Origin of the sequence: Methanobacterium sp., assembly GCF_038562635.1 — an archaeon.
Taxonomy (GTDB): Archaea; Methanobacteriota; Methanobacteria; order Methanobacteriales; family Methanobacteriaceae; genus Methanobacterium_D.
The window spans coordinates 295,875-317,358 of the sequence record NZ_JBCFBO010000001.1 but is presented as its reverse complement, the minus strand read 5'-3'; the positions used below and the strand labels follow the sequence as shown (position 1 = coordinate 317,358).

Below are 21,484 nucleotides of genomic sequence, written 5' to 3'. Positions count from 1 at the left end.
ACCAAAGTATTTTAAGAGATTGAACTGATTAGTAAATAAAAAATTAAAATAATTTATTCATTATCATACTTGTTCAAAATTTATTGAATTTAAAGAAAGTTTAACTATCACATAACTAAAAATGGGATAAAATGGAAACTGTTAACATTTTAATAGAGGCATTGCCTTACATAAAGAAATTTCATAAAAAGAAGATTCTTATAAAATATGGCGGACACGCCATGGTCGATGAAAAGGCTATGGACTCCACCGCAAGGGATACAGTGCTCTTGAAGTACGTGGGCATGAATCCAATTGTTGTGCATGGTGGAGGGCCTGAAATTTCAAGAGCCATGGATAAAATTGGAAAAGAACCAAAATTTATTGAAGGACTTCGAATAACAGATAGGGAAACCATGGACATAGTTAAAATGGTCCTTGTAGGTAAAATAAACACTGAAATTGTATCTAGAATAGGCTGGCACGGTGGAAATGGAGTAGGAATATCTGGAAAAGACAGTAAGCTTATAGAAGCCGTCAGAAAAGCCCCTCATGAAGTAATAAATAATGTAACTGGCGAAAAGAAAATTGTGGATCTAGGGCTTGTAGGTGAAATTAGGTCTATAAACCCTGAGATAGTAAATGTACTCACCAAAAATGATTATATCCCAATAATTTCACCTATTGGCGTTGCTGATAATGGAGAAACCCTGAATTTAAATGCAGATACCGTTGCAGGGGACATGGCTTCTGAAATGGATGCAGAAAAGCTGATTATACTGACAGATGTTCCGGGAATACTTGCAGATCCAAAGGATCCTGAGTCACTTATTCGAAAAATCAAAATTGATGAGATTGAAGAGTTAATCAAGGATGGAACCATAACAGAAGGAATGCTGCCTAAAACAATGACTTGTATTAAAGCTATTGAAGATGGGGTTTCATCTGCCCATATAATTGACGGCAGAGTTAAACATTCTGTCTTACTTGAGATATTTACTAAAAAAGGAATTGGAACTATGATTAAATCTTAAGTTTCAATTATTTACTTATTTTTTAATATATGAAAGAATTAATTTTATTAGTTATTGAAAGCCTATTTTTAAGTAATTTAAAAAAAATAGGAAAAAGGCAAACGCACTTACCTATTTAAAATGGCAATGACGCATATTTACCTCAAACGCTCAAAAATTCGTAGAATTTTCGGTGCTCATAAAAACGAAGTTTTTGTGGCCGTAAAAATCAAAGATTTTTACACGTTGAAGGAAATTTTCAATTTCCTGAACCGCAAAATCGTAGATTTTGCAGGCCCTGAAAATCCAGAGGATTTTCGATACACTAAACACTTTGTGTTTACGTGTTTGCTGCATTAAATCTATGATTTTTAATAGGTTGATTAACACATTTTAAAATGGTAAAGACGCATATTTACCTTTTATTATTGCTCTTTTCCAGTTTTTAGTAACACCAAATGAATTTCTGGAACTGGTAGCATCTGCTTTGTACCATTTTCCATTCACATACACTCCGGCCCAAACGTGGCCATACCATTTTCCGCTTCTGAATTTAGCTTTAGCGTGAATATATCGTGCTGGTATACCTGCAGCCCTTTCAAGAGCTATTAACAGGTGAGCTGTATCGACACAATTTCCGCTTCTGGCATTTAATGTACCAACTGCACCTTTTCGTGTATTGTAATAAAATTTGTAACCCACTTTATTTCGCACCCAGTTGAATATAGCTACTGCTTTGGCTTTCTGTGTCTTTTTCCCTCGGGTTATCTTTTTTGACAGTGATTTAATTCTTGCATTGTTTACCTGACAGTGTTTAGTAGCTTTAAGGTACTTCCGTAGTGATTTAGGTACTTTTACAGTTGAGGGTGATCCTGCTGCCAGATATTTTCCACTTGTATTTGAAGTAGTTTTTTTGATTTTCTTTGGTTCTCCTGCAGCCGCCTGAAGTTCTGTGTTTTTGGTTGAATTCGCTGTAACTTTATGTTTTAATGTCTTTGTTGTTTTAGTTGATTTGTGGGTTGTACTACTATTTATATAATGATATACAGTATTATTGGTTTTTGTTAAGTTTTTACTGTGTATCCAATGCTTCTTGTGTACTTTGTGTTTCGTTGTGTTCTTATTTAGTGTTTTCATTTGTTTATTTTTGGCTGTTTTTTTAATATATTTTACAGCCTTATCGGATTTATTTTGTTTTATATCCGATTTATTTGTACCTTTTATGTTAATTATGTTATAATTAACTTTTTCAGATACGATGTGGGAATTATTAAGTTTAGTTTCTGTATGTCCCACATTTGCTGCGCTTACGCCAGCAATACCCGTTAGTAACATAGCTGTCACTAACATAACTGCGAATAACAGCTTACTATTAATTATACCGCCTCCGATCCCCAACATAAGAATACATTTAAAATGTATTCTTCTGGGTGGCACTACTTAAGTATCGCACCATATAAATCTTTCGAAAAAAAAGTGTAAACAAAGCGTTCTAAAAAGTTTAATTTTAATTTAAAGCGATTTAAATGCTTTTTTTAAAAACCATAAAATACTGTGAAGATGTACTTAAATCATGTGGAAGTTAAAATACACTGAAAGTGAAATAATAAGATTTAAAAACTTAGGAAAAAGTTAAGATAATATTAACATGTTTTGATCAAAAAAATAAATATTATAGATATATCAGTACAAAAATTGTTTAATCATACAAAATTTTTCTTTTTAAAGAAAAATGATTTAGGAGTATGTGAAGAATATAAAATTTTGCCAGGAATATTTATATTTTAAAGATATATAATTTAAAGAAATATCTAATAATTAAAGATTTGAGCTTTGCCATGTTTAATATATTTAAATTTTACTTTAAATTTGATATAAATTATTATTTAAAATCAATATTCTTTGATTATAATTATTTTCAATATTTGACAAATTAACCATTACTTTAGATTCAACGGCTTTGATTTCTAACAGTTTATAAAACGTTTTCCAATGTTTTGGGAAAATATATTTCTTTCAACTTCAAATATATAATTATTTCAAGGTTTTTTTATAGTGAATGGACAAATATTATGTCATTCAATATAATCGTAATTTATAATATAAACATTAAACTAAAATCATTTAGGTGAAGATAATATGATTGATGTAGGCATCATAGGAGCAAGTGGATATACAGGAGGAGAACTCCTGCGATTTTTAAAATATCATAATAATGTAAATGTAGTTGCTGCAACATCCAGACAATATGCAGGAATTAATGTATCAAAAGTACATCCTCATTTAAGGGGAGAAAATATTAAATTTAAAGATATCCCTGCAGAAAAAGTAGATGCAGATCTTGTCTTTACTGCTACTCCTCATGGGGCATCTATGGATATAGTTCCAGAGTTAATAGAAAGAGGCATTAAAGTTGTGGATTTAAGTGGAGATTACCGATTTGATGATATGGCTGTTTATGAGAAATGGTATGGTATCGAACATTCCGCTCCACTTGATGCAGTTTATGGGCTTCCAGAAGTGTACAGGGATGAAATAAAGAAATCCAAACTTGTTGCAAATCCTGGATGTTTCCCAACAGGAGGTATTTTAGCATCATTACCTCTTGCAAAAGAAAAACTCATAGATGCAATTATACTTGACTCTAAATCGGGGGTAAGTGGAGCTGGAATTAAACCTACAGGGGCTACCCATTATCCAAATATCAGTGATAATATTGTTCCTTATGCAGTTACAACCCACAGACACATGCCTGAAATTCAACAGGAAGTATCTAAATTTGGGGATGTTAAGGTTTCATTTACACCACACCTTGTTCCAGTAATAAGGGGCATTTTAACAACTGCACATGCATTTTTAAAAGAAGATGTAACCTCTGAGCATGTAAAAGAGATTTATGATGCTTTTTATGAATCAGAGCCATTTGTGAGGGTTGTTGATATGGATGAAATTCCAAGATTAAGTGCAGTTAGAGGATCTAATTATTGTGACATTGGATGTTTCCAGATAGATCCAAATGGACGAATTATTATAGTATCAGCTATTGATAATTTAGTTAAAGGTGCATCTGGACAGGCAATTCAAAATATGAATATAATGTTTGGATTTGATGAGAAAAAGTCGCTGGATGTTACAGGATTACATCCATAAACTTTTTAAGTCAAGATAATAAATTAAATAACTTAAGTTTTAGTTATTATAACATTATATTATCAGGATCAATTATTATTATACTTGAAATTAATAACAAATCATTGATTAATTTAATTATATAACTAATGGCCTTTATTAAGTTAAAAAATATTAAGTGAACTAATAATGCGAAAATAATATTAAGTTAACTATGTAAAATAATATTGATATAAGAGAGTGTCCTGAATGAAAACTATTATTTTATATTATTCCAGAACTAAAAAGACAGCAAGGGTTGCTAATACTCTTGCAAAAGAAGTTTCAGCAGATACTGTTGAAATTGAAGATTTAAAAAAGAGGTCGGGGCCTCTAAATTATATAAATGCATCATTAGATGCTATGAGAGAAAATAAAACAAATATTAAGCCACAGACGGTTGATTTAAATGAATATGGTCTGGTATATATTGGAACGCCAGTATGGGCAGGAAAACCTGCTCCTGCTGTAATTACCCTTATTGATAAGTGCGATTTTCAAGGTAAAGATGTAATTTTATTTGCTACTCTTGGAGGGTCAGGAGGTAGAAACACCATTTTGAGGATGAAAGAGAAAATTGAAGTTAGAGGCGGAAGAATGATAACATCCTTCTTAATTAAAACTGCCGGTAAAAAAACATATGAAATAGAAGATGAAATGAAAAAAACGGTTGAAGAGATGGATTTAAAAATTTATGGAGCATAATGGGGAGGTTTAATGAAAATAGAAACATTGATGGAATCATATAAACCATTAATAGCAGTTCCCATAATCATTACAATAATTGCAGTGGCTATTTTAGCGACAAATGGTTTAAACGAAAGTGTAGATTTAAAAGGTGGTACTATCACCACTTTGCAGCTTCAAAAGTCCATAAGTCAGGATGAATTGAAAAGCATGATAGAGACTGGACTGAATACGAGTGATGTGACTGTAAACTCATTCAGCAACAATCAAGCTACTGTAACAATTGGAACAGAAGCAGATGCAAACACATTTACAAATATCCTGAATGGAACAGCCACTATATTAAGTTATAGATCTGTTGGGGCAGTACTTAGCTCAGCAGCTCTAACACAAATAATATACACGCTTATATTTGCATTTCTTTTCATGTCTGTAACTGTATTTATAGTGTTCAGGAATTTTGTACCTTCTATGGCGGTTATTCTTGCTGCACTGTCGGATATTATTATAGCAGCTGGTGGAATGTCCCTGTTTGGAATACCACTTTCACTTGCATCGGTAGGTGCATTACTCCTGCTTATCGGGTACAGTGTAGACACAGATATTTTGCTTACCACGCGTGTACTGAAGCGTAGGGAAGGAACAATTACAGAAAGAGCTATAAATGCTATGAAAACAGGATTTACAATGGCTGCAGCAGCTATAGGTTCAATGGTAGCACTATATGTCATAGTTTTATTCTTCATACCATCTGCAGCGACTCTGCAGAATATTGCGGAGGTTTTGATGATAGGACTTGCTGCCGATGTTATAGCGACATGGCTTATGAACCTTGGAATCCTTAGATGGTACATGGAGAGTGGCCGCAAATGAGTGACGTAATTGACTTTTTAAAGGATTACCGTGTAATTGTACTGGTCGTTCTTTTAGTAGGAAGCCTAGCATCAATTTCATTATATGGGGTATCTGAAGGGCTGGATTTAAAAGGTGGTTCACTTGTTCAAATACACCTGGAAAAACCGGTTGATACAACTACTATGGGTACAGTTACGACTGTTCTGGATAAGCGTCTTAACGTTTTTGGAGTGTCAGACGTTAAAGTTAGGGCTAGTGGAGATCAGGATGTCATCGTTGAAATTGCAGGTGTTCAACCAGATCAGGTTGCAAAGATCATTGGAACACCAGGTAAATTTGAGGCCAAAATTAACAACCAGACAGTAATTACAGGTTCAGACATAGTAAGTGTCAAAACGTACAGTGTTACAGGAAACAACTGGGAAGTACCGTTTACCTTATCTGTAGATGGGGCTAAAAAATTCGCTGTAGCAGCACAGGGTAAAGCAGGGCAGCCTGTAGATTTCTACCTTGATAATCAATTAATCAGTTCGCCAGAAATAGGTGCAGACGTTGCTAACGGCGTGCCAACAACAGATGTACAAATAACTGGTAGTAACAGCACAAAAGATGCTGCAGTTAATGAAGCAAAAGGTATTCAAGCAGTTTTACAGTCTGGTTCATTGCCTGTATCAGTTAGTATTGCAGGAATACAGGGTATATCTGCAGAGTTAGGAGACCAGTTTAAAAATGGGGCTTTAATGGCAGGTGTACTGGCATTAATTGTAGTTGCCATTATAATCTTCATCAGGTATAAGCGGCCTATACTGGTACTGCCTATTGTCTTCACCAGTATTGCAGAACTTATCATCATTTTAGGTGCTGCTTCAATTATACACTGGGAGATAGATTTAGCTGCCATAGCAGGTATTATTGCAGCGATAGGTACGGGAGTAGACGACCAGATCATTATAACTGATGAGGTCCTTAAAAGAGGTAAAGTTTCAAAAAGAAGAAGAACTGGACTTAACATTAAAATTAAAGGTGCTTTCTTCATTATATATGCTTCAGCAGCCACGTTAATTGCTGCAATGATTCCACTGCTTTATGTGGGGTTATCAAGAGGTATGACTGGAATTGGACTCCTTTCAAGTTTTGCATTTACCACAATCCTTGGTGTTTTAATTGGAATTTTCGTAACAAGGCCTGTGTATGCGAAATTCATAGAAAAATTTGTTGTAACAGAGTAAAAATACTCTTTCCTTTTTATTTTTGAATTTAAGTGAATTACCAGTTTATTTTAACTTAATTTAATGAGATATGGTTATAATTTAAATAAAACATAATTAGGGGTTTAATACTTTCAAAATATCTAAAATATTTTTAGAATTGGCTCTAAATCGTTATTATTACTTCTATTTAAAATAGTACCAGCCCGGTAAATGGAAACATTTATAACATATAAAATAATATTTTCATAAAGATTAGTGTGTTAAACTAACTCAAGGAAAGATAAACAGGAGATATAATTGAAAATTCATGGAAATATACAGTTAAATGGGTAATTTTTTCTGTTTGCAAAATAGAGCTGGAGAAAAATGCATAGCATGCGAAAAATCTTTGATTTTCGCGGTGTCAAAATTGAAACTTGCGAAACAAAGTTTCGCGCTCCAAAACCTGCGGTTTTGAGAGATTTTAACAACATTTTTCTACGCCTGAGGAAATTTATTTCCTCGGCCGCAAAAACCATAGGTTTTTGCAGGTATCAAAAATTTATAAATTTTTGACAGTTTTGCAACCGCGAAACTATCAAACACACAATGTGTGTTTGGGGCACAAACCAAAGTTAGAAAAATGCTTTGCATTTTTCTACATAAAAAATCAGAGATTTTTTAAGGTTTGTAAACTTCGATTTTGCATGTTTGCAAAAACTGTGTTTTTGCAACCGCGAAAATTGAAAATTTTCGCATGTAAACAAAAATTATTGGGGAATATACCTCATTTTTGGCGATAATAAATGAATTATTAATTGTCTTCTAAATTAAGTATTAAGGAGCACATGAATGAGCAATATTACAGATTTTTTAAAGGATTACCGTGTAATTGTACTGATCGTTCTTTTAATCGGAAGTTTAGCTTCAATTTCAATCTATGGAGTGCCTCAAGGGCTGGATTTAAAGGGCGGTTCTCTAGTTCAAATACATCTGGAACATCCGGTTGATACAACTACTATGGGTACAGTTACGACTGTTTTGGATAAGCGTCTTAACGTTTTTGGAGTGTCAGACATTAAAGTTAGGGCTAGTGGAGATCAGGATGTCATTGTTGAAATTGCTAATGTTCAGCCTGATCAGGTTGCAAAGCTTATTGGAAAGCCCGGTAAATTTGAAGCAAAAATAGACAACCAGACAGTTATTACAGGTTCAGACATAACTAGTGTCAAAACATATGAGATCATAGGAAATACTGCATATGTTCCATTTACTCTGTCAACTGAGGGCGCTAAGAAATTTGCAGCAGCAGCAAATGGCAAAGCTGGTCAACCCGTAGATTTTTACTTGGATGATCAGCTGATTAGTTCGCCAGAAATAAATCCTGATGTTGCTAATGGTGTACCTCAACCTGATGTACAGGTACAGATTCCTGCAAATTCAAAATCAGATGCAGAAAATCATGCAAAAGAAATTTACGCCGTATTGCAGTCTGGTTCATTGCCAGTATCTGTTAATATTGCAGGAATACAGGGAATATCTGCAGATCTGGGAGATCAGTTCAGAACTGGAGCGTTAATGGCAGGTGTACTGGCATTAATTGTAGTTGCCCTTATAGTATTTGTCAGATATAAGAGGCCTATACTGGTACTGCCTATAGTTTTCACCAGCATTGCAGAACTTATCATCATTTTAGGCGTGATATCTATATCACATAGTGTAGAGTTAGATTTAGCTGCCATAGCAGGTATTATTGCGGCGATAGGTACGGGAGTAGACGACCAGATCATTATAACTGATGAGGTCCTTAAGAGGGGTAAAGTTTCAAAAAGAAGAAGGACAGGACTCAATCTCAAAATTAAAGGTGCTTTCTTTATTATATATGCTTCAGCAGCCACTTTAATTGCTGCAATGATCCCGCTATTTTATGTAGGGATAACAAGAGGTTTAACTGGAATTGGACTTCTTTCTAACTTTGCAATCACTACAATCCTTGGGGTTTTAATTGGAATTTTCGTAACAAGACCTGTTTATGCGAAGTTTATGGAGAAATTCGTTGTAAAAGATGCGTAAATATTTTTTTTATTTCACTTGAAAATCCCTCAATTTGAGGGATTTTCGGTGCCTACAAAACCTAAGAAAACTCCGTTTTCTTGGTCTCAAAATCATAGATTTTGAAGACCTTCGGTTTTGTGGTCGTAAAAAATCGAAGATTTTTTACATGTTTACGGAACAGAGTTCCTTAACCGTAAAAATTGAAAATTTTTACATGCTTACAAAACTGAAAGTTTTGTAGCCGAGAAACGAAGCAGGAGAGAATGCGTAGCATTTTCTTTGCCGGAGGAAACCCTCGAAATCTATGATTTCGGGGCAACAAATCAAAGCTGTAAAAATGCTATGCATTTTTTACGCATAAAAAATCAGAGATTTTTTAATGATTTGTTAGTTTAATTTCCTCGGCCACAAAAACCTTTGGTTTTTGTAGGCTTAAAAAATCCTTGATTTTTTAAAGTTTCTCATGCCCCAAACACAATGTGTTTGAGGTTGAAAGAAACTGTCAAAATTTTCAATTTTGACGCATCGAAAACGGAGTTTTCGATTGCTATGTTTCTTGAACCGAAAATCGAAGATTTTGCAGGGTTTTATTTTGTTTTTAGCTTAATCTAACTGCAATACAATTAAAAAAAACTATTTTATATTTTATTTGGCATTTAAATACTTATTTTAGTTTGAAAATAGGAAATAATTAATATGCATTTCCCCTAATTGCAGACCCTATTACACCGCCAATTACAGCGATTATCACATGAATTATGGTAAGCACTAAAACTACGATAACACCAAGAGCTGCAACAAGCAGTCCAATGATCCCTGCAAAGGCCGCACCTAATATAATGATGATTATTGATTCTATTAATCCACCTAAAAGGCCCATAATAGCACTATTTACAGCACCGTTAGTTAAATTAATGTTAACAATATAACCAACAAGTATACCTGCAACAAGTGATGAAATCAGCCCGCCCACAACAGGAATAACAAAGCTGAGCAGCGTTCCAAGGACGAGAGACACAAAAAATCCGATAATAACGGCTTTCCAATCAATCATAGTTCTATCTCCACTATTTTATTTGTAGTTTATGATAAATATTTTTTTAGCTCATATTGCAGGTATGATAAATGACATGAAAATTTTTAAGCAATAATTTGATTAACTCCAATTATGCTCAATTAGTATTTAATGATTAAAATTTAAGTTAAATAAAGATCAAAAAAATGATCAATGACAAATTTAGAAAATGGAGATATTCAGGATATAAAGGCATTTGAATCATGGGTCAACGAAGGAGATAGACTTTTAATGCAAAAAGAATATGTTGCAGCATTAATATGTTATGATTCAGCATTAGAATTAAATAAAAATGATGTGAAAGTATGGGACAACAGGGGAGTTGCCCTTTCAGGTGCTGGAAGGTATTCTGATGCTATAGAGAGTTTTGAAATATCTCTTGATTTGAAACCTGATGATTTTCAGGCATGGTCCAATATGGGAGTTTCAATGGCAGCCCTTAAAAGATTTGAAGAGGCTATAAACTGTTTTGACAGGGCACTAGATATTAAACCTGAAGATAACAATACATGGGATAATCGGGGAACTGTTCTTTTTAGCCTTACTAGATATGAAGAAGCACTAGACTCGTTTAATGAATCTTTAAAAGTGAATCCAGATGATGCTAAAGCATGGGCAGGTAAAGGATCTGTTCTTAAATTTATGGGTAATTATGAAGAGGCCATAAAATGTCTGGAAAAATTTATAGAACTTGCATCTGGAGATATTTCTTCACAGGTTGAAGAAGCATGGGCCATGATTTTTGATCTTAAACTGCTTTTAAGTCAGAAAAAAGATGAATAATAGTTTATTTATTTTTTTATATGTGACTATTTTAAATAAAAGATAGATTAATCTATTAAATGAGTTTAATTTAAGTATTTTAATTTTTAGTAGATTAAAGATTATTTAAAGAATGATTGGGAGTTTTAAATAAGAAATTAACATGTTTTTATTCAAATATTTATTTTATAACTGATATAAACTAAAATTATCATCAATACTTTTTTTTAATATATGAAAAATTTCTTATTTTTCATTGTAAAAATTGAAAATCGAAGTCGATTTTCAAACTTGCAATTAAAAATTGCAAGAAAATTGGAAATTTTTTTAACATGTGAAAAATTTCTTATTTTTCATTGTAAAAAAATTGGAAATTTTTTTAACATAGGAAATAAAGATATTAAATGACAAAGAGGTGAAATAGTGAATAACAAGGGAATTGTGATTGCAATTGTAGCTTTAATTGTAATATCTATTGCGGGAATATATATAGCCGCACAAAATACAGGTCCAATCGATAATACATCAAATGTGTCCAGTAACCCTCCACAAAATGAATCACCGCAGAATAACACCACGATGGTGAATAATGAAACTAATTCTACAAATTCTACAACCAACAGCACTAACAATACAAATACTACCGTGTCAGCTCAACAGGCAAAAAAAATTGCTCAAGCATATATTTTAGAATCTGGCGCATATACTGGTACCCCAACGCTTAATACATGGTCCGATGGAAGATTAGTGTGGAATGTACCAATTATTAATTCGGGTGGCGAAAAAGAAGGAGTTAGTATTTCTATAGATGCTCAAACTGGTGCAAGACTGGGATAAAACATACAGAATAAATCATAGATGGGACATATGTTAATCTGATGCAGACCTGGAAAACAAGTTTTACGTGTCTTTAAAGATTTAAAACTTCTTCTATTTTTTTTATTTTTTTCAAATTTTCTTCCTTTAGGGGTAAAACGATTCTTTTTTCATTATATGAAAAAATAAAACGTGAAGACGGGCCAAATTCAACATTTTCAACTTTATTTAAATTATATTTATTTACTTTCCCAGTTCTATTTGTTCCCCAAAAATTCTTTCTGTATTCTATAATGGCATCTTTAGTAATTTCTAAGTCAAAAGAGTCATCTTCTAAAAATATAATAGTGTCCTCAAGATTTTTACCACATACCAAACAATTTTTGGCTCCATTTAAATTTCCAACGCCGCATTCTGGACAGATTAAATCAAATTGATTTTCGATTTTTAGTTCTTTCTCATTTTCCATTTAGGTGCCCTCTTTAAGTATTTAAAAATTATTTGAAGTTTATTTTTACTTTAAAGTATAAACATTTTGAATTTACTTATCTTTTTATTAATTTAACAGAATATTTTATTACATTCGAATTAAAAATATTAATAATGCATTCTTGATTTGAAATTTTAACTATCGAAAATTGTAAATTTTCGATGTCTCAAAAATTCATAGAATTTTTGAAGAAAATAATTAGGAGTGATAATAAATGGTTAAGGCTGCATTTTCATCAATAGAAAAGTCTACACAAAAAACAAAGGAATGGCTGCATGAAATGCAAGATGATCTGGGATGGGAAGACGAAAACATGGTTTATATAGCTTTTAGATCTGTTATTCAGACATTAAGAGATCGATTACCTCTTGAAGAAGCTATAGAACTTGGAGATGAGCTTCCAATGGTTATGAAGGGAATTTATTATGAGGGATACAGTACAAGACACAAGCCTGATAAAATAAAAAATAGGGAAGAATTTTTCCAGAAAGTACAGGAAAAAACACCTAAAAGACCAATACAAACTGAAGAAGCTACTAGGGCTGTATTTCACTTATTAGAAAATAGGCTTGGTGGTGCTGGAGAAATAAAACAGGTAAGATCTAATCTTCCCAAAGATATCCAGAATCTATGGAAATCTTCAACTTCAAAAAAATGATTAAAAATAATTAAACCTTTTTGGTATGTGAAAAATATGAAAATTGGTTTTCATTCGTCCCATGAGCAATTTAAACCAAGTGAATTATTAAATCTGGTTAAATTAGCTGAAAAAGCAGGGTTTAACACAGCCATGTGTTCAGATCATTTTCACCCATGGGGCAAAAATCAAGGAGAATGCGGATTTGCATGGACATGGCTTGGTGCAGCGTTAAACGCTACATCAATGCCATTTGGAGTAGTGACTTCTCCAGGGCAAAGATATCATCCTGCTATACTAGCTCAGGCAGCAGCTACACTTGGTGAAATGTTTCCAGACCGGTTCTGGATAGCAGTTGGAAGTGGACAATTACTAAATGAAGGAATTACAGGCGAAAGATGGCCCGCAAAAACTGAAAGAAATGAACGTTTAAAAGAGTCTGCAGCTATTATGAAAGCTCTTTGGTCAGGAGGAACTGTAACATACCGGGGATATATAAATATTGAGGATGCCACTCTTTATACACGGCCTAAAAAGTCTCCTCTTTTAATAGGGTCAGCAATTTCAGTTGAAACTGCAGAATGGATGGGGGGATGGGCAGATGGGTTAATTACAACTTCAAAGCCTAAAGAAGAACTTCAAAATATTATAAAAGCATTTCATAGGGGCGGTGGAAAGGGAAACCCTATATACCTTAAGGCACAGTTATCTTATGATGAAACGGAAGAAAAAGCATTAAACGGTGCATGGGAACAGTGGAAAACCAATGCATTTAAAAATCGTGTTCAAACAGAATTAAAGATACCTGAACAATTTGATGATGCATCTGAACTTGTTAAACCTGATGATATACATGCAAAAGTGTATATTTCAGCAGATATTGAAGATCACATAAAAAAGCTGGAAGAGTATGCTGAGCTTGGATTTGAGCATATTTATATTCATAATGTAAATAGAAGTCAAAAAAAGTTTATTGAAGATTTTGGACAGCATGTGATCCCTGCTTTGCAGATCAGATAGTTATAACATTAAACTAAGTTACTTCAATGCTCATGTCCAATAGATTATGTAAATAAATTTCCATGAAGATATCTGAAGTAAATTAATGGTTTTAAGATAATTCCCATAAAAAAAATTTAAATGAAGTATAATTTATGATAATCACAGACATGAGCGTACTTTAACTTTAATTAAATTAAATAGGTCCAGGTATGGAATTTTTTTATAAAAACAAAATTTATAAGCAAAAGGGTACTATTTTTATTAGATATAGATAATTAATAAGGCTCATACCAATTTATTATTAACATCAATTATACATTGAATAAATGTTATTATAATCATTTTATAATATATATGACTTAAACGTGTATTCAATTGTATATGAGCTTTAAAATAAAAATTACTGCAGGTATAACATGAAAACGCCAAAAGAACTTAAGGTTAAGCCAATAAAGAATGGTACAGTTATAGACCATATAACCTCAAATAGAGCTTTAAGTGTTCTTAAAATACTTGAATTACCAAATGAAAAAACTACAGTAACCGTTGCTATGAATGTTTTATCATCAGAAATGGGCAGTAAAGATATAGTTAAAATAGAAGGACGAGAACTGGCCCCTAAAGAAGTTGATAAAATAGCATTAATAGCACCTTCTGCTACAATCAATATAATCCGAGACTATGAAATTGTAGAAAAAAGTAAAGTGCATCTTTTAGATAAGGTGAAAGATATATTAAAATGCCCTAATCCAAACTGTATAACAAATACAGATGAGCCGGTGCAAATAAAATTCTTTGTGACAGGCAAAAAACCAGTGGTTTTAAGATGCTATTACTGTGAACGGATCATGGAAGAAGACGAAATTGAAGCTCAATTTTAACTATCTATTTCTCCATTTTTTCAGGTGTTTTTAATGAATAAAGCTATATTGTTCTTTGTAACTATTTTTATTTTGCTTGCTCCTGCATCAGCAAATGTATTCGTGAGCGAACCCTCAAATGAGATAATAACAGCTCCTGCAGCCTCATTTACGAATAGTCAACTTATTTTAAGTGATAAAAATCCAAGCCAAGCTGTTTTAAATTATTTAAATGGTAAAACTGCCACTGTTTTTGGGGATATCTCATTAAGTGGAGAAAAGATTACTGCAGATTCAGTTAGTATTTCCAGCAAATACTGGACAACAAGCGACGTTGTCGTGCTTGGAACAGGTCAAGATGTATCTGCAGCATTGGTTGCAATAAAAAATAACGCTCCACTTTTAGTAGTCGGTAATACCATTCCAGATAACGTAAATGCTGAAATTCAGAAATTATCACCTAAAAAGATAATCGTTTGTGCTTCCCCTTCTTCAATACCTGATTCTGTACTTAATCAATATTCTAATATCCAAACAGAGAGGGTATGGAATGGTAACGATGAAAATACATTAACCAGCATTCAAAGTGGAAATACAAAAATTAAAGCTCCTTTAAGCCTTTTACCAGTGGCAATGGCCTTGTGGAAAGATGCAAGCTTCAGCGTAGACCAAAACGTTACTGTAAATGATAAAGTGACTTTATGGTCTTCAAATGATATCACAACAAGCGTTGTAATGAACAGCTATGCAAATAACAACCTTCCTGTAATTTACATCACATGCGATAACCTGATATCAGAAAGCAATGATAAGGATATGCTTAACAAAATAAAAGATGCCATATCTGGCTCAGCTAATGTAGATATAGATAATAAATCTCCTAAACCTGGCGAAGCGCCAAGAGCTATCCAAAATGCACCTGGTGGAATTGCAGCTTATATCGCAGCAGTAGATCCTGGATCTATGGTGGACTTAATTGAGGGTATTAAAGCAGGCTATCTTAAAAAATATGCCCAAAATCTGGATGGAATTGTTTTTGTAAACTATGGTAAGCTTGATTTAGATAATATGAGTTATTTGCCTAGAGCGTGGGATGATAATTATTCCAGTGTTTATTTTGCAGGTTTATACGACCCTTCTAAATTTTTAGAGAGCGGAGGAGTGGAATTGATTCAGCCAAATGTTGGCACGTCTTCACAGGATGAAGAGATCAATAAGATAGCTTCGGGATTAATTGACGCGGCATATTCCTCAAATGCGAATTTATCCAGTTCCAGCTATGATTCAAATCTAATTGGAATTCATGAAATAGATCCTGAAGTGGTTGCATACGGCTCTCAAAGTATTTTAGATGGTAAAAAACCTAGATTAGGTACTTTAAAATGGTTATATCTGGCTTCACAATATGTAAGCGGTTATCCTATTCAAAATACATCTCTGAGTTTTTCAGGCAACATATCTGGAGAAAGCACCTATTTTGGAGTTCTTACAATTGATGAATACAGGGAAGCTGGAAATGATGTCTCCGATTATATGGGAACAAATAAAACTATTCCTGATTCAGTAACTGTGGATGGTAAAAAATTAAATAAGGCAGATATGAGATATATATTTGCAGAATTAACTTATGACCATACGAGCAAGGCAAATATGACATTTCCAAAATATATTTTTGTCAATAAGGCCAGTGAACCCTTTAATATTATATTTAAGTTTATAAAGAGTTCATTTTATCAGATATTTAGTTAATAGAGAATTTAAAAGGGATAAATCATGAAAAAAGTGCTTTGGTGGCTTTTTGCAAGTAGGGGTGGTGTTAACCGGGCTAAAATAATTAACAAACTGCATACCCGGCCATATAATGCCCATCAACTTGCAGATGAATTAAAACTTGATTATACAACCATCAGGCATCATCTTAAAGTTCTGGAGGAAAACAACGTTGTTACTTCGACTGGGGAAAAATATAACATAATGTATTTCCTTTCAGATAAAATGGAAGAAAATTATAATGTTTTTGAAGAAATATGGGAGTCATTAAATAATAAATAATATAGAGAGGAGAGCCATATGGGATTACAGCAGGGATTTAGAGGGGGTATTGGTCATTATAATACAGAGCTGGTTTCTGTAGCAGGAATAATTGGAATTTTCAATATTTTGATTTTATTAGCGCTGTTATATGTTTACTGGAACAGTTATAAAGAATTTAAATCTAGATTTATAATGGGCATCCTGATATTTACAGTGCTCCTTTTAATCCAGAACATTCTGTTTACTGGATTCATATTTTTAATAAGTGGGTTTAGAGGTCAGGGAATGGGAATACCTCTATTGGTAACAAATATAATTCAATTTGTAGGTTTATCTATATTTTTAAAGATATCCTGGGAATAAATCCTTAAAATAATGAGAATAAGATAAAAATATCTTATTCTTTTTATATTAATAATGCATCTCTAATTTCAGGAAGTACAGTTTCTAGTACAGTTATATGAATTTTTGTTTAGGTAGCTGTACTTGTGCTGATTTTCAGTACAGTTCTGGGTGCAGTTAATGGTTTGGCCGTGTACTTTATTCTGATTTGAATTAATCTGTTTATCACTGTCATTTAACCCATGTTGATATTTGTACTGGTGTTTCACGTGCTGATTTAAGGTTGTTGTGGAATTGCCTGTATCAGCTGCAAAAATTGGTACCATGCTGACCATCATCACTGCAGCACAAACAATTGCTACTTTTTTAATGGATACTTTTTTCATATTTCTCACCTCCATTGTACTTTTGATAATATAAAGATGTAAAGCATGTTAAAAGTAATTTTGCCGAATTTAATCCGATTTTTATCCTAATTCTCTACCAAATTAATCCAAAGTTATTCCAAAATAAGTGCTTTGAGTTATAATTTGGTAAAAAATAATTGAAAATAAAAAAAGTTCTAATTTTTAAAAAGGCTAATTTAAAAGGGGATGATGACTCGAGTTTAAAAAGAATATTATCCACTTTTTTATAAAAAAAGTTATGTTATAATGATTTACTGAGTTTAAAAGATTATTATGGCACAATAGTGGGATTAAGTTACTTCAGGCACTTTTTTGAGTACTTTATGAAATTTTAAAAATGCGTACATCTGTTCTAATGATGCGTCGACACTTCCAGGCATAACTGTTCCATGGGGTGACATTGATTCTCCTGTCACTGCAGGAATTCCAGCTAAATTAAATACATCTTCCAGAGCTCCAGGATATATTGATCCTGCCTTTGTAAATGATAACAGTGTGGATTTGGTTTCTTTTTCTATAAAATCAGCCATCTGGAAACTTAAAAGGCAGGGAATTTCTGAACAGAGTACACTTATTTTTCCGGGATATCCCCCAGGTCTAGTAGAGTGAAAATCACCCAGGTATTTAACTCTATTTCTCTTTGAATATGCCAGTATGTTGTTGGTGGGAGTTCCATATAAATTTGCAGTCCTGTTTGGATCTTGGCCTTTCCATGATCTAAGGCTTCTTTCAGTTGAAAAGGGTATAGCAAAAGGAATCACGCGGACTGTTACATTTAATTCTTCTACAGCTAATCTATTTATAAGCTTAACAGCAGCTATTTGGGCAGGATACTCATTGCCATGAACTCCGGCTAAAATCATAATTCCTGGTTTATTTTTTCTTCCGAAGGTTACGATAGGAGTACCTTTTTTTGCAGCAAGAAATAATTGATTGGTAAGGGATGTTTTAGGGATATGCTGCATTATTAATCTATTTTTTGTAATGTCCCCTGCTGCAAATTTATTTAAAACTTCTATTTGTAGTTTATATGCTGAAGGTGCAAGCAATGCCTTTTCTATTTTAGTTTTATTTTGCATCAATATATTATATGTCACATCCTTATTTTTAGTATTATCTAAAAAATTGAAGTTTAGCTTAAAATGGATCATGATTTCAAGAAGACGTGATCAAACAGGAATTATCCAAATATATACAAAAGTTTTAGGAGCTATATCTGTTCATTATTTAAAAAGTGAGATAAAAAGACATTTATTAACCTTAACAGAATTAAGGTGTGTTCCAAACATCTAAAATTTATTTCTATTTAAAAGTAGCTATTCTCAGAGCCTCCGCAGCGTTTTGAAAAATGACTCAAATGGTTTAAAAATTAGTTAGAGGTGCTTAATGCACTTTGTTTATTTGATGAGTATATAAAGTAATACGTTTAACACTTTAAGTTTGATTTAAAAGAAAAATAGTCTAATAGTTGTTAACGGTGCTTTTGGTTATGGTAAGCATGGTTCTAGTCACTTTATAACATATAATACCTTTAAAAATTTAAATAGATTACTAGTATGATATTCTTCCTGCTTTATTTTGTTGTCATTATCTAAAAATTAATTAGTACTGGTTAAAGCCGGCTTATTCTTATAATTAAACTTAAAAGAAGGTTTGGAAATTACTAATTAACTGTAATATTAATCTATTTCTAATAATATACCTTAATCTTTTCTATTTAGCTCAAATAGGAAACAATAAATATCATTTGCTAACTGATACAAGATCATATTGGTCAGAATATATTTCAGATTCAATAAATTTTTTAATAAAAAGAGGAGATTCCATGGAAAAATGGGCAGATTATTGTATATCCGCCGTTAAATTCAACGGTGAAGGAAATTGTATAGATCAGGCAAGAGTTCATAAAGATAAAGGAAATGCAATGGGAGATGCTGAAATATGGTCTCGAGATGAAGTAGTTTCAGCTTTAGAAAGTAATTATACGTTCATAACGATTCTTAATGGTAATCAGGGTATTTGGGACGAAGGTCAGAAAGTTAATATTATCCAGGTTAATGGAAATAAATACCTCAGAACAGATGAAGACCACGACCCTTCAGATAATCTAAATAATCTTCCTGCTGTTTCATTTTTATAATTGTATCTTTACCTGATTATTTTTTTATTTTTTTCTAGTTAAAATTAAAAATAGATTCAGTCTTGATAAAAAAATACTTAAAAAAATTTTTCAAAAAATAAAAATTTAATGCCTAATTTGTTTAATTAGGTCTTTAAGTTACATTCTGGAATGTTTATACAAAATATCCGTTAACTACTTTTTTTCCATGAATTTTTCCATTATATGGAATTAAATAAACATCACGGTGATCATGGGATTTTCCATGAACTAAACACCAGTCCATATCTGTTTTTTTATCATACCAAAGTCCTTCGGGACTTGTACCTTGATTTGGACCATAATATGTTCCTTGCTCAAATTTTAATGTTCCCCATGTATGTTTTTGTGGGTTGTAGTTGTAGAAAACCCTTGTATGATATTTATAATCTGATGATATTGAACAGCTATGTTTTGCAGTTGCCATTACATATTTTGGCGTTACAACCACATGTTTTGCACCGACACTACCTGCAGATACTGCCGGCATTCCTGCAATCAGCAGGACTACAAGAAATCCAAAAATCTTAAATAAACTACTTCGATTAATTATACCGCCTCCGCGTCCTCAAATATTAAGTTAGGACATTTAAGTACAACCATAATAATATGGGATCATATATAAATCTTTTGGTTTAAAATCAAAAAAAAGACATTCATATAACTCTTTTTAGGATTTAAAGCCTTTTTAAAACTATTTTCAGAAATCAATAATTGGTGTCATTAAGGGGCACATATAACTCAATCCTTTGAACAAGGTTTATAGCTTCAAAACAGCCATTTTAAAGTCTTAATATGAAAAATTTATTTTAAAATAAGAGATATGATTAAGGGAGATAAGGCATTTTTAAGAGATAAAATGAGAAGAATTAACAGGATATCATTACTTTAAATGAATTTAAAAGTCTTTATTTTAGAAAAAGGGAATGTATTAAAAGTTTTATTTAGTTATAGGTTTGTATTCCTCATTAAATATCTTACTTTTGCTGCTTGTTGATTTCTCTTTGGTTTCAGGTGAATTTTTATTGTTAAAATATAAAGTCAACTTAATCATCCCTTTAGGTTTAACAGGCCCTACGACAATATCAGATCTTCTATCAATACCTGTAAGTCTTAAATGAGTGGCATTTTCTTTATTAACTTTATTTCCTTCAGCATCTTCATATTCAACGTCTCCATTTATATACATTGAAGGTACTTTAACTTGAGACGCAGGAATGGTTTGTGGAATATCAATATTATCAGGTAAAGGTACTAACTTTTCATGCGGAATGCTCTTTAACTTTTTACGCATCTTTTCTTTCTCTATATGTTGAGCTATTTCTTCTCTTTGAAGAGTACTGATTTTTTCACTTTCTGGAAATATCATGTTTTTTTCTTTTTCAAAATGAGCTTCTACTGTTTTTTGTAACTCTTTTAGTTTGTTCATCCATTCTTTATCTTTCCAGTGGATTTCTTCCATATCTTTAATCATTTTTCTGGCTTTTTCATGTTCTTTAAAACTCTGATTTACCTCATATTCATCTATTCGCTTTAATCTTGGATAAAAGAATTCTTCTTCTCCTTCCATGTGTATATTCAGCTGATGTTTAATTTCTCTAAATTTAGAACTATCTTCTTTCTCGGAAGCTTCTTTTAGAAGATTTTTAATGTTATCATGATCCTTTTTCAACATCTGAAATAATTTTTCAGTCATGAAATACCACCTTTTATTACTTATTATGCAATTAGTAAGATATTAAATTAGTTAAGAATAAAAATATTTAGTGAGGTTTTAAAGCTTAAAAAGGACTTAATGTTATTATTTGTCTATATGATTTCCAATATGTGGGCCATAATGGAAATTATTTTTAAAAGTGCTTTTAACCATGTATTGTAATTTTCAGTGATCTAAGTTATTTGTTTAGAATTTAACTCATTTTATAGTGATTAATTTGAAATAAATTAGGGTTGC

22 protein-coding genes are annotated in these 21,484 nt (G+C 32.3%); 15 read left to right on the top strand and 7 right to left on the bottom strand.

Going from position 1 to position 21,484, the window contains the following annotated elements; all coding sequences use genetic code 11:
- Positions 1-131 precede the first annotated feature (131 nt).
- Positions 132-1,013 carry an acetylglutamate kinase gene (argB, locus tag AAGU07_RS01520; RefSeq protein WP_342457454.1) on the top strand — a complete coding sequence of 294 codons (882 nt, stop codon included), beginning with the start codon at positions 132-134 and terminating at the stop codon, positions 1,011-1,013.
- A 372-nt stretch (positions 1,014-1,385) separates the two neighbouring features.
- On the opposite strand, the gene AAGU07_RS01515 is transcribed toward argB, so the two are convergent.
- Positions 1,386-2,393: a transglutaminase-like domain-containing protein gene (locus AAGU07_RS01515; RefSeq protein WP_342457453.1), complete on the bottom strand. Its 1,008-nt coding sequence runs from the start codon at positions 2,391-2,393 to the stop codon at positions 1,386-1,388.
- A gap of 738 nt (positions 2,394-3,131) precedes the next feature.
- On the opposite strand from AAGU07_RS01515, the gene argC reads away from it, so the two are divergent.
- From argC to AAGU07_RS01490, 5 genes are all read left to right on the top strand, one after another.
- The gene (gene argC / locus AAGU07_RS01510) at positions 3,132-4,142 is read left to right on the top strand and encodes an N-acetyl-gamma-glutamyl-phosphate reductase (protein ID WP_342457452.1); all 1,011 of its coding nucleotides are present in this window, start codon (positions 3,132-3,134) and stop codon (positions 4,140-4,142) included.
- A 228-nt stretch (positions 4,143-4,370) separates the two neighbouring features.
- Positions 4,371-4,865 (top strand): flavodoxin, encoded by a 495-nt coding sequence (locus AAGU07_RS01505; protein ID WP_342457451.1) that lies wholly within the window; start codon positions 4,371-4,373, stop codon positions 4,863-4,865.
- Between the two features lie 12 nt (positions 4,866-4,877).
- A complete protein-coding gene (locus AAGU07_RS01500; protein ID WP_342457450.1) occupies positions 4,878-5,720 on the top strand; it encodes a protein translocase subunit SecF in 843 nt (280 codons plus the stop codon).
- Positions 5,717-6,931, top strand: coding sequence for a preprotein translocase subunit SecD (locus tag AAGU07_RS01495; RefSeq protein WP_342457449.1), 1,215 nt, complete (start codon positions 5,717-5,719; stop codon positions 6,929-6,931). The genes AAGU07_RS01500 and AAGU07_RS01495 overlap by 4 nt, the downstream gene beginning before the upstream one ends.
- Positions 6,932-7,744: 813 nt before the next feature.
- Positions 7,745-8,965 (top strand): preprotein translocase subunit SecD, encoded by a 1,221-nt coding sequence (locus AAGU07_RS01490; RefSeq protein ID WP_342457448.1) that lies wholly within the window; start codon positions 7,745-7,747, stop codon positions 8,963-8,965.
- Positions 8,966-9,638: 673 nt separating this feature from the next.
- On the opposite strand, the gene AAGU07_RS01485 is transcribed toward AAGU07_RS01490, so the two are convergent.
- Positions 9,639-10,001, bottom strand: coding sequence for a DUF5518 domain-containing protein (locus AAGU07_RS01485; protein WP_342457447.1), 363 nt, complete (start codon positions 9,999-10,001; stop codon positions 9,639-9,641).
- Between the two features lie 174 nt (positions 10,002-10,175).
- On the opposite strand from AAGU07_RS01485, the gene AAGU07_RS01480 reads away from it, so the two are divergent.
- Together AAGU07_RS01480 and AAGU07_RS01475 are read left to right on the top strand one after the other, a co-directional pair.
- Positions 10,176-10,805 (top strand): tetratricopeptide repeat protein, encoded by a 630-nt coding sequence (locus AAGU07_RS01480; protein ID WP_342457446.1) that lies wholly within the window; start codon positions 10,176-10,178, stop codon positions 10,803-10,805.
- A gap of 402 nt (positions 10,806-11,207) precedes the next feature.
- Positions 11,208-11,621: a PepSY domain-containing protein gene (locus tag AAGU07_RS01475; RefSeq protein ID WP_342457445.1), complete on the top strand. Its 414-nt coding sequence runs from the start codon at positions 11,208-11,210 to the stop codon at positions 11,619-11,621.
- A 73-nt stretch (positions 11,622-11,694) separates the two neighbouring features.
- Here the strand turns inward: AAGU07_RS01475 and AAGU07_RS01470 are convergent, their stop codons facing one another.
- Entirely contained in the window at positions 11,695-12,069 is a 375-nt protein-coding gene (locus AAGU07_RS01470; RefSeq protein WP_342457444.1) for a hypothetical protein, read from the bottom strand.
- A 235-nt stretch (positions 12,070-12,304) separates the two neighbouring features.
- Between AAGU07_RS01470 and AAGU07_RS01465 the strand changes: the two genes are divergently transcribed.
- The 6 genes from AAGU07_RS01465 to AAGU07_RS01440 all read left to right on the top strand — a co-directional run bounded on the left by AAGU07_RS01465 (position 12,305) and on the right by AAGU07_RS01440 (position 16,986).
- Positions 12,305-12,748 (top strand): DUF2267 domain-containing protein, encoded by a 444-nt coding sequence (locus AAGU07_RS01465; RefSeq protein ID WP_342457443.1) that lies wholly within the window; start codon positions 12,305-12,307, stop codon positions 12,746-12,748.
- 36 nt (positions 12,749-12,784) lie between these two features.
- On the top strand, positions 12,785-13,747 hold the full coding sequence (locus tag AAGU07_RS01460) for a TIGR03885 family FMN-dependent LLM class oxidoreductase (RefSeq protein WP_342457442.1): 963 nt from the start codon (positions 12,785-12,787) through the stop codon (positions 13,745-13,747).
- A 398-nt stretch (positions 13,748-14,145) separates the two neighbouring features.
- Complete coding sequence (gene pyrI, locus AAGU07_RS01455) at positions 14,146-14,610, top strand: aspartate carbamoyltransferase regulatory subunit (protein WP_048082664.1); 465 nt, start codon at positions 14,146-14,148, stop codon at positions 14,608-14,610.
- A gap of 33 nt (positions 14,611-14,643) precedes the next feature.
- Entirely contained in the window at positions 14,644-16,338 is a 1,695-nt protein-coding gene (locus tag AAGU07_RS01450; protein ID WP_342457441.1) for a cell wall-binding repeat-containing protein, read from the top strand.
- A gap of 24 nt (positions 16,339-16,362) precedes the next feature.
- A complete protein-coding gene (locus AAGU07_RS01445) occupies positions 16,363-16,641 on the top strand; it encodes a winged helix-turn-helix domain-containing protein (RefSeq protein WP_342457440.1) in 279 nt (92 codons plus the stop codon).
- Positions 16,642-16,659: 18 nt separating this feature from the next.
- A complete protein-coding gene (locus AAGU07_RS01440) occupies positions 16,660-16,986 on the top strand; it encodes a hypothetical protein (RefSeq protein WP_342457439.1) in 327 nt (108 codons plus the stop codon).
- Positions 16,987-17,054: 68 nt separating this feature from the next.
- Here AAGU07_RS01440 and AAGU07_RS01435 read toward each other — a convergent pair whose 3' ends face one another.
- Together AAGU07_RS01435 and AAGU07_RS01430 are read right to left on the bottom strand one after the other, a co-directional pair.
- Positions 17,055-17,351 (bottom strand): hypothetical protein, encoded by a 297-nt coding sequence (locus AAGU07_RS01435; protein ID WP_342457438.1) that lies wholly within the window; start codon positions 17,349-17,351, stop codon positions 17,055-17,057.
- Positions 17,352-17,662: 311 nt separating this feature from the next.
- Positions 17,663-18,451 carry a succinylglutamate desuccinylase/aspartoacylase family protein gene (locus AAGU07_RS01430; RefSeq protein ID WP_342457437.1) on the bottom strand — a complete coding sequence of 263 codons (789 nt, stop codon included), beginning with the start codon at positions 18,449-18,451 and terminating at the stop codon, positions 17,663-17,665.
- A 746-nt stretch (positions 18,452-19,197) separates the two neighbouring features.
- On the opposite strand from AAGU07_RS01430, the gene AAGU07_RS01425 reads away from it, so the two are divergent.
- Positions 19,198-19,512: a DUF3892 domain-containing protein gene (locus AAGU07_RS01425; RefSeq protein WP_342457436.1), complete on the top strand. Its 315-nt coding sequence runs from the start codon at positions 19,198-19,200 to the stop codon at positions 19,510-19,512.
- Between the two features lie 154 nt (positions 19,513-19,666).
- Here AAGU07_RS01425 and AAGU07_RS01420 read toward each other — a convergent pair whose 3' ends face one another.
- Positions 19,667-20,020: a hypothetical protein gene (locus tag AAGU07_RS01420; protein WP_342457435.1), complete on the bottom strand. Its 354-nt coding sequence runs from the start codon at positions 20,018-20,020 to the stop codon at positions 19,667-19,669.
- 450 nt (positions 20,021-20,470) lie between these two features.
- A complete protein-coding gene (locus AAGU07_RS01415; RefSeq protein ID WP_342457434.1) occupies positions 20,471-21,226 on the bottom strand; it encodes a hemerythrin domain-containing protein in 756 nt (251 codons plus the stop codon).
- Positions 21,227-21,484: the final 258 nt, after the last annotated feature.

Bases quoted from the DNA above. Each gene is read 5' to 3' on its own strand.
- argB (WP_342457454.1), top strand. From the start codon at position 132: ATGGAAACTGTTAACATTTTAATAGAGGCATTGCCTTACATAAAGAAA.
- AAGU07_RS01515 (WP_342457453.1), bottom strand. From the start codon at position 2,393: ATGTTGGGGATCGGAGGCGGTATAATTAATAGTAAGCTGTTATTCGCA.
- argC (WP_342457452.1), top strand. From the start codon at position 3,132: ATGATTGATGTAGGCATCATAGGAGCAAGTGGATATACAGGAGGAGAA.
- AAGU07_RS01505 (WP_342457451.1), top strand. From the start codon at position 4,371: ATGAAAACTATTATTTTATATTATTCCAGAACTAAAAAGACAGCAAGG.
- AAGU07_RS01500 (WP_342457450.1), top strand. From the start codon at position 4,878: ATGAAAATAGAAACATTGATGGAATCATATAAACCATTAATAGCAGTT.
- AAGU07_RS01495 (WP_342457449.1), top strand. From the start codon at position 5,717: ATGAGTGACGTAATTGACTTTTTAAAGGATTACCGTGTAATTGTACTG.
- AAGU07_RS01490 (WP_342457448.1), top strand. From the start codon at position 7,745: ATGAGCAATATTACAGATTTTTTAAAGGATTACCGTGTAATTGTACTG.
- AAGU07_RS01485 (WP_342457447.1), bottom strand. From the start codon at position 10,001: ATGATTGATTGGAAAGCCGTTATTATCGGATTTTTTGTGTCTCTCGTC.
- AAGU07_RS01480 (WP_342457446.1), top strand. From the start codon at position 10,176: ATGACAAATTTAGAAAATGGAGATATTCAGGATATAAAGGCATTTGAA.
- AAGU07_RS01470 (WP_342457444.1), bottom strand. From the start codon at position 12,069: ATGGAAAATGAGAAAGAACTAAAAATCGAAAATCAATTTGATTTAATC.
- AAGU07_RS01465 (WP_342457443.1), top strand. From the start codon at position 12,305: ATGGTTAAGGCTGCATTTTCATCAATAGAAAAGTCTACACAAAAAACA.
- AAGU07_RS01460 (WP_342457442.1), top strand. From the start codon at position 12,785: ATGAAAATTGGTTTTCATTCGTCCCATGAGCAATTTAAACCAAGTGAA.
- pyrI (WP_048082664.1), top strand. From the start codon at position 14,146: ATGAAAACGCCAAAAGAACTTAAGGTTAAGCCAATAAAGAATGGTACA.
- AAGU07_RS01450 (WP_342457441.1), top strand. From the start codon at position 14,644: ATGAATAAAGCTATATTGTTCTTTGTAACTATTTTTATTTTGCTTGCT.
- AAGU07_RS01445 (WP_342457440.1), top strand. From the start codon at position 16,363: ATGAAAAAAGTGCTTTGGTGGCTTTTTGCAAGTAGGGGTGGTGTTAAC.
- AAGU07_RS01440 (WP_342457439.1), top strand. From the start codon at position 16,660: ATGGGATTACAGCAGGGATTTAGAGGGGGTATTGGTCATTATAATACA.
- AAGU07_RS01435 (WP_342457438.1), bottom strand. From the start codon at position 17,351: ATGAAAAAAGTATCCATTAAAAAAGTAGCAATTGTTTGTGCTGCAGTG.
- AAGU07_RS01430 (WP_342457437.1), bottom strand. From the start codon at position 18,451: ATGCAAAATAAAACTAAAATAGAAAAGGCATTGCTTGCACCTTCAGCA.
- AAGU07_RS01425 (WP_342457436.1), top strand. From the start codon at position 19,198: ATGGAAAAATGGGCAGATTATTGTATATCCGCCGTTAAATTCAACGGT.
- AAGU07_RS01420 (WP_342457435.1), bottom strand. From the start codon at position 20,020: ATGCCGGCAGTATCTGCAGGTAGTGTCGGTGCAAAACATGTGGTTGTA.
- AAGU07_RS01415 (WP_342457434.1), bottom strand. From the start codon at position 21,226: ATGACTGAAAAATTATTTCAGATGTTGAAAAAGGATCATGATAACATT.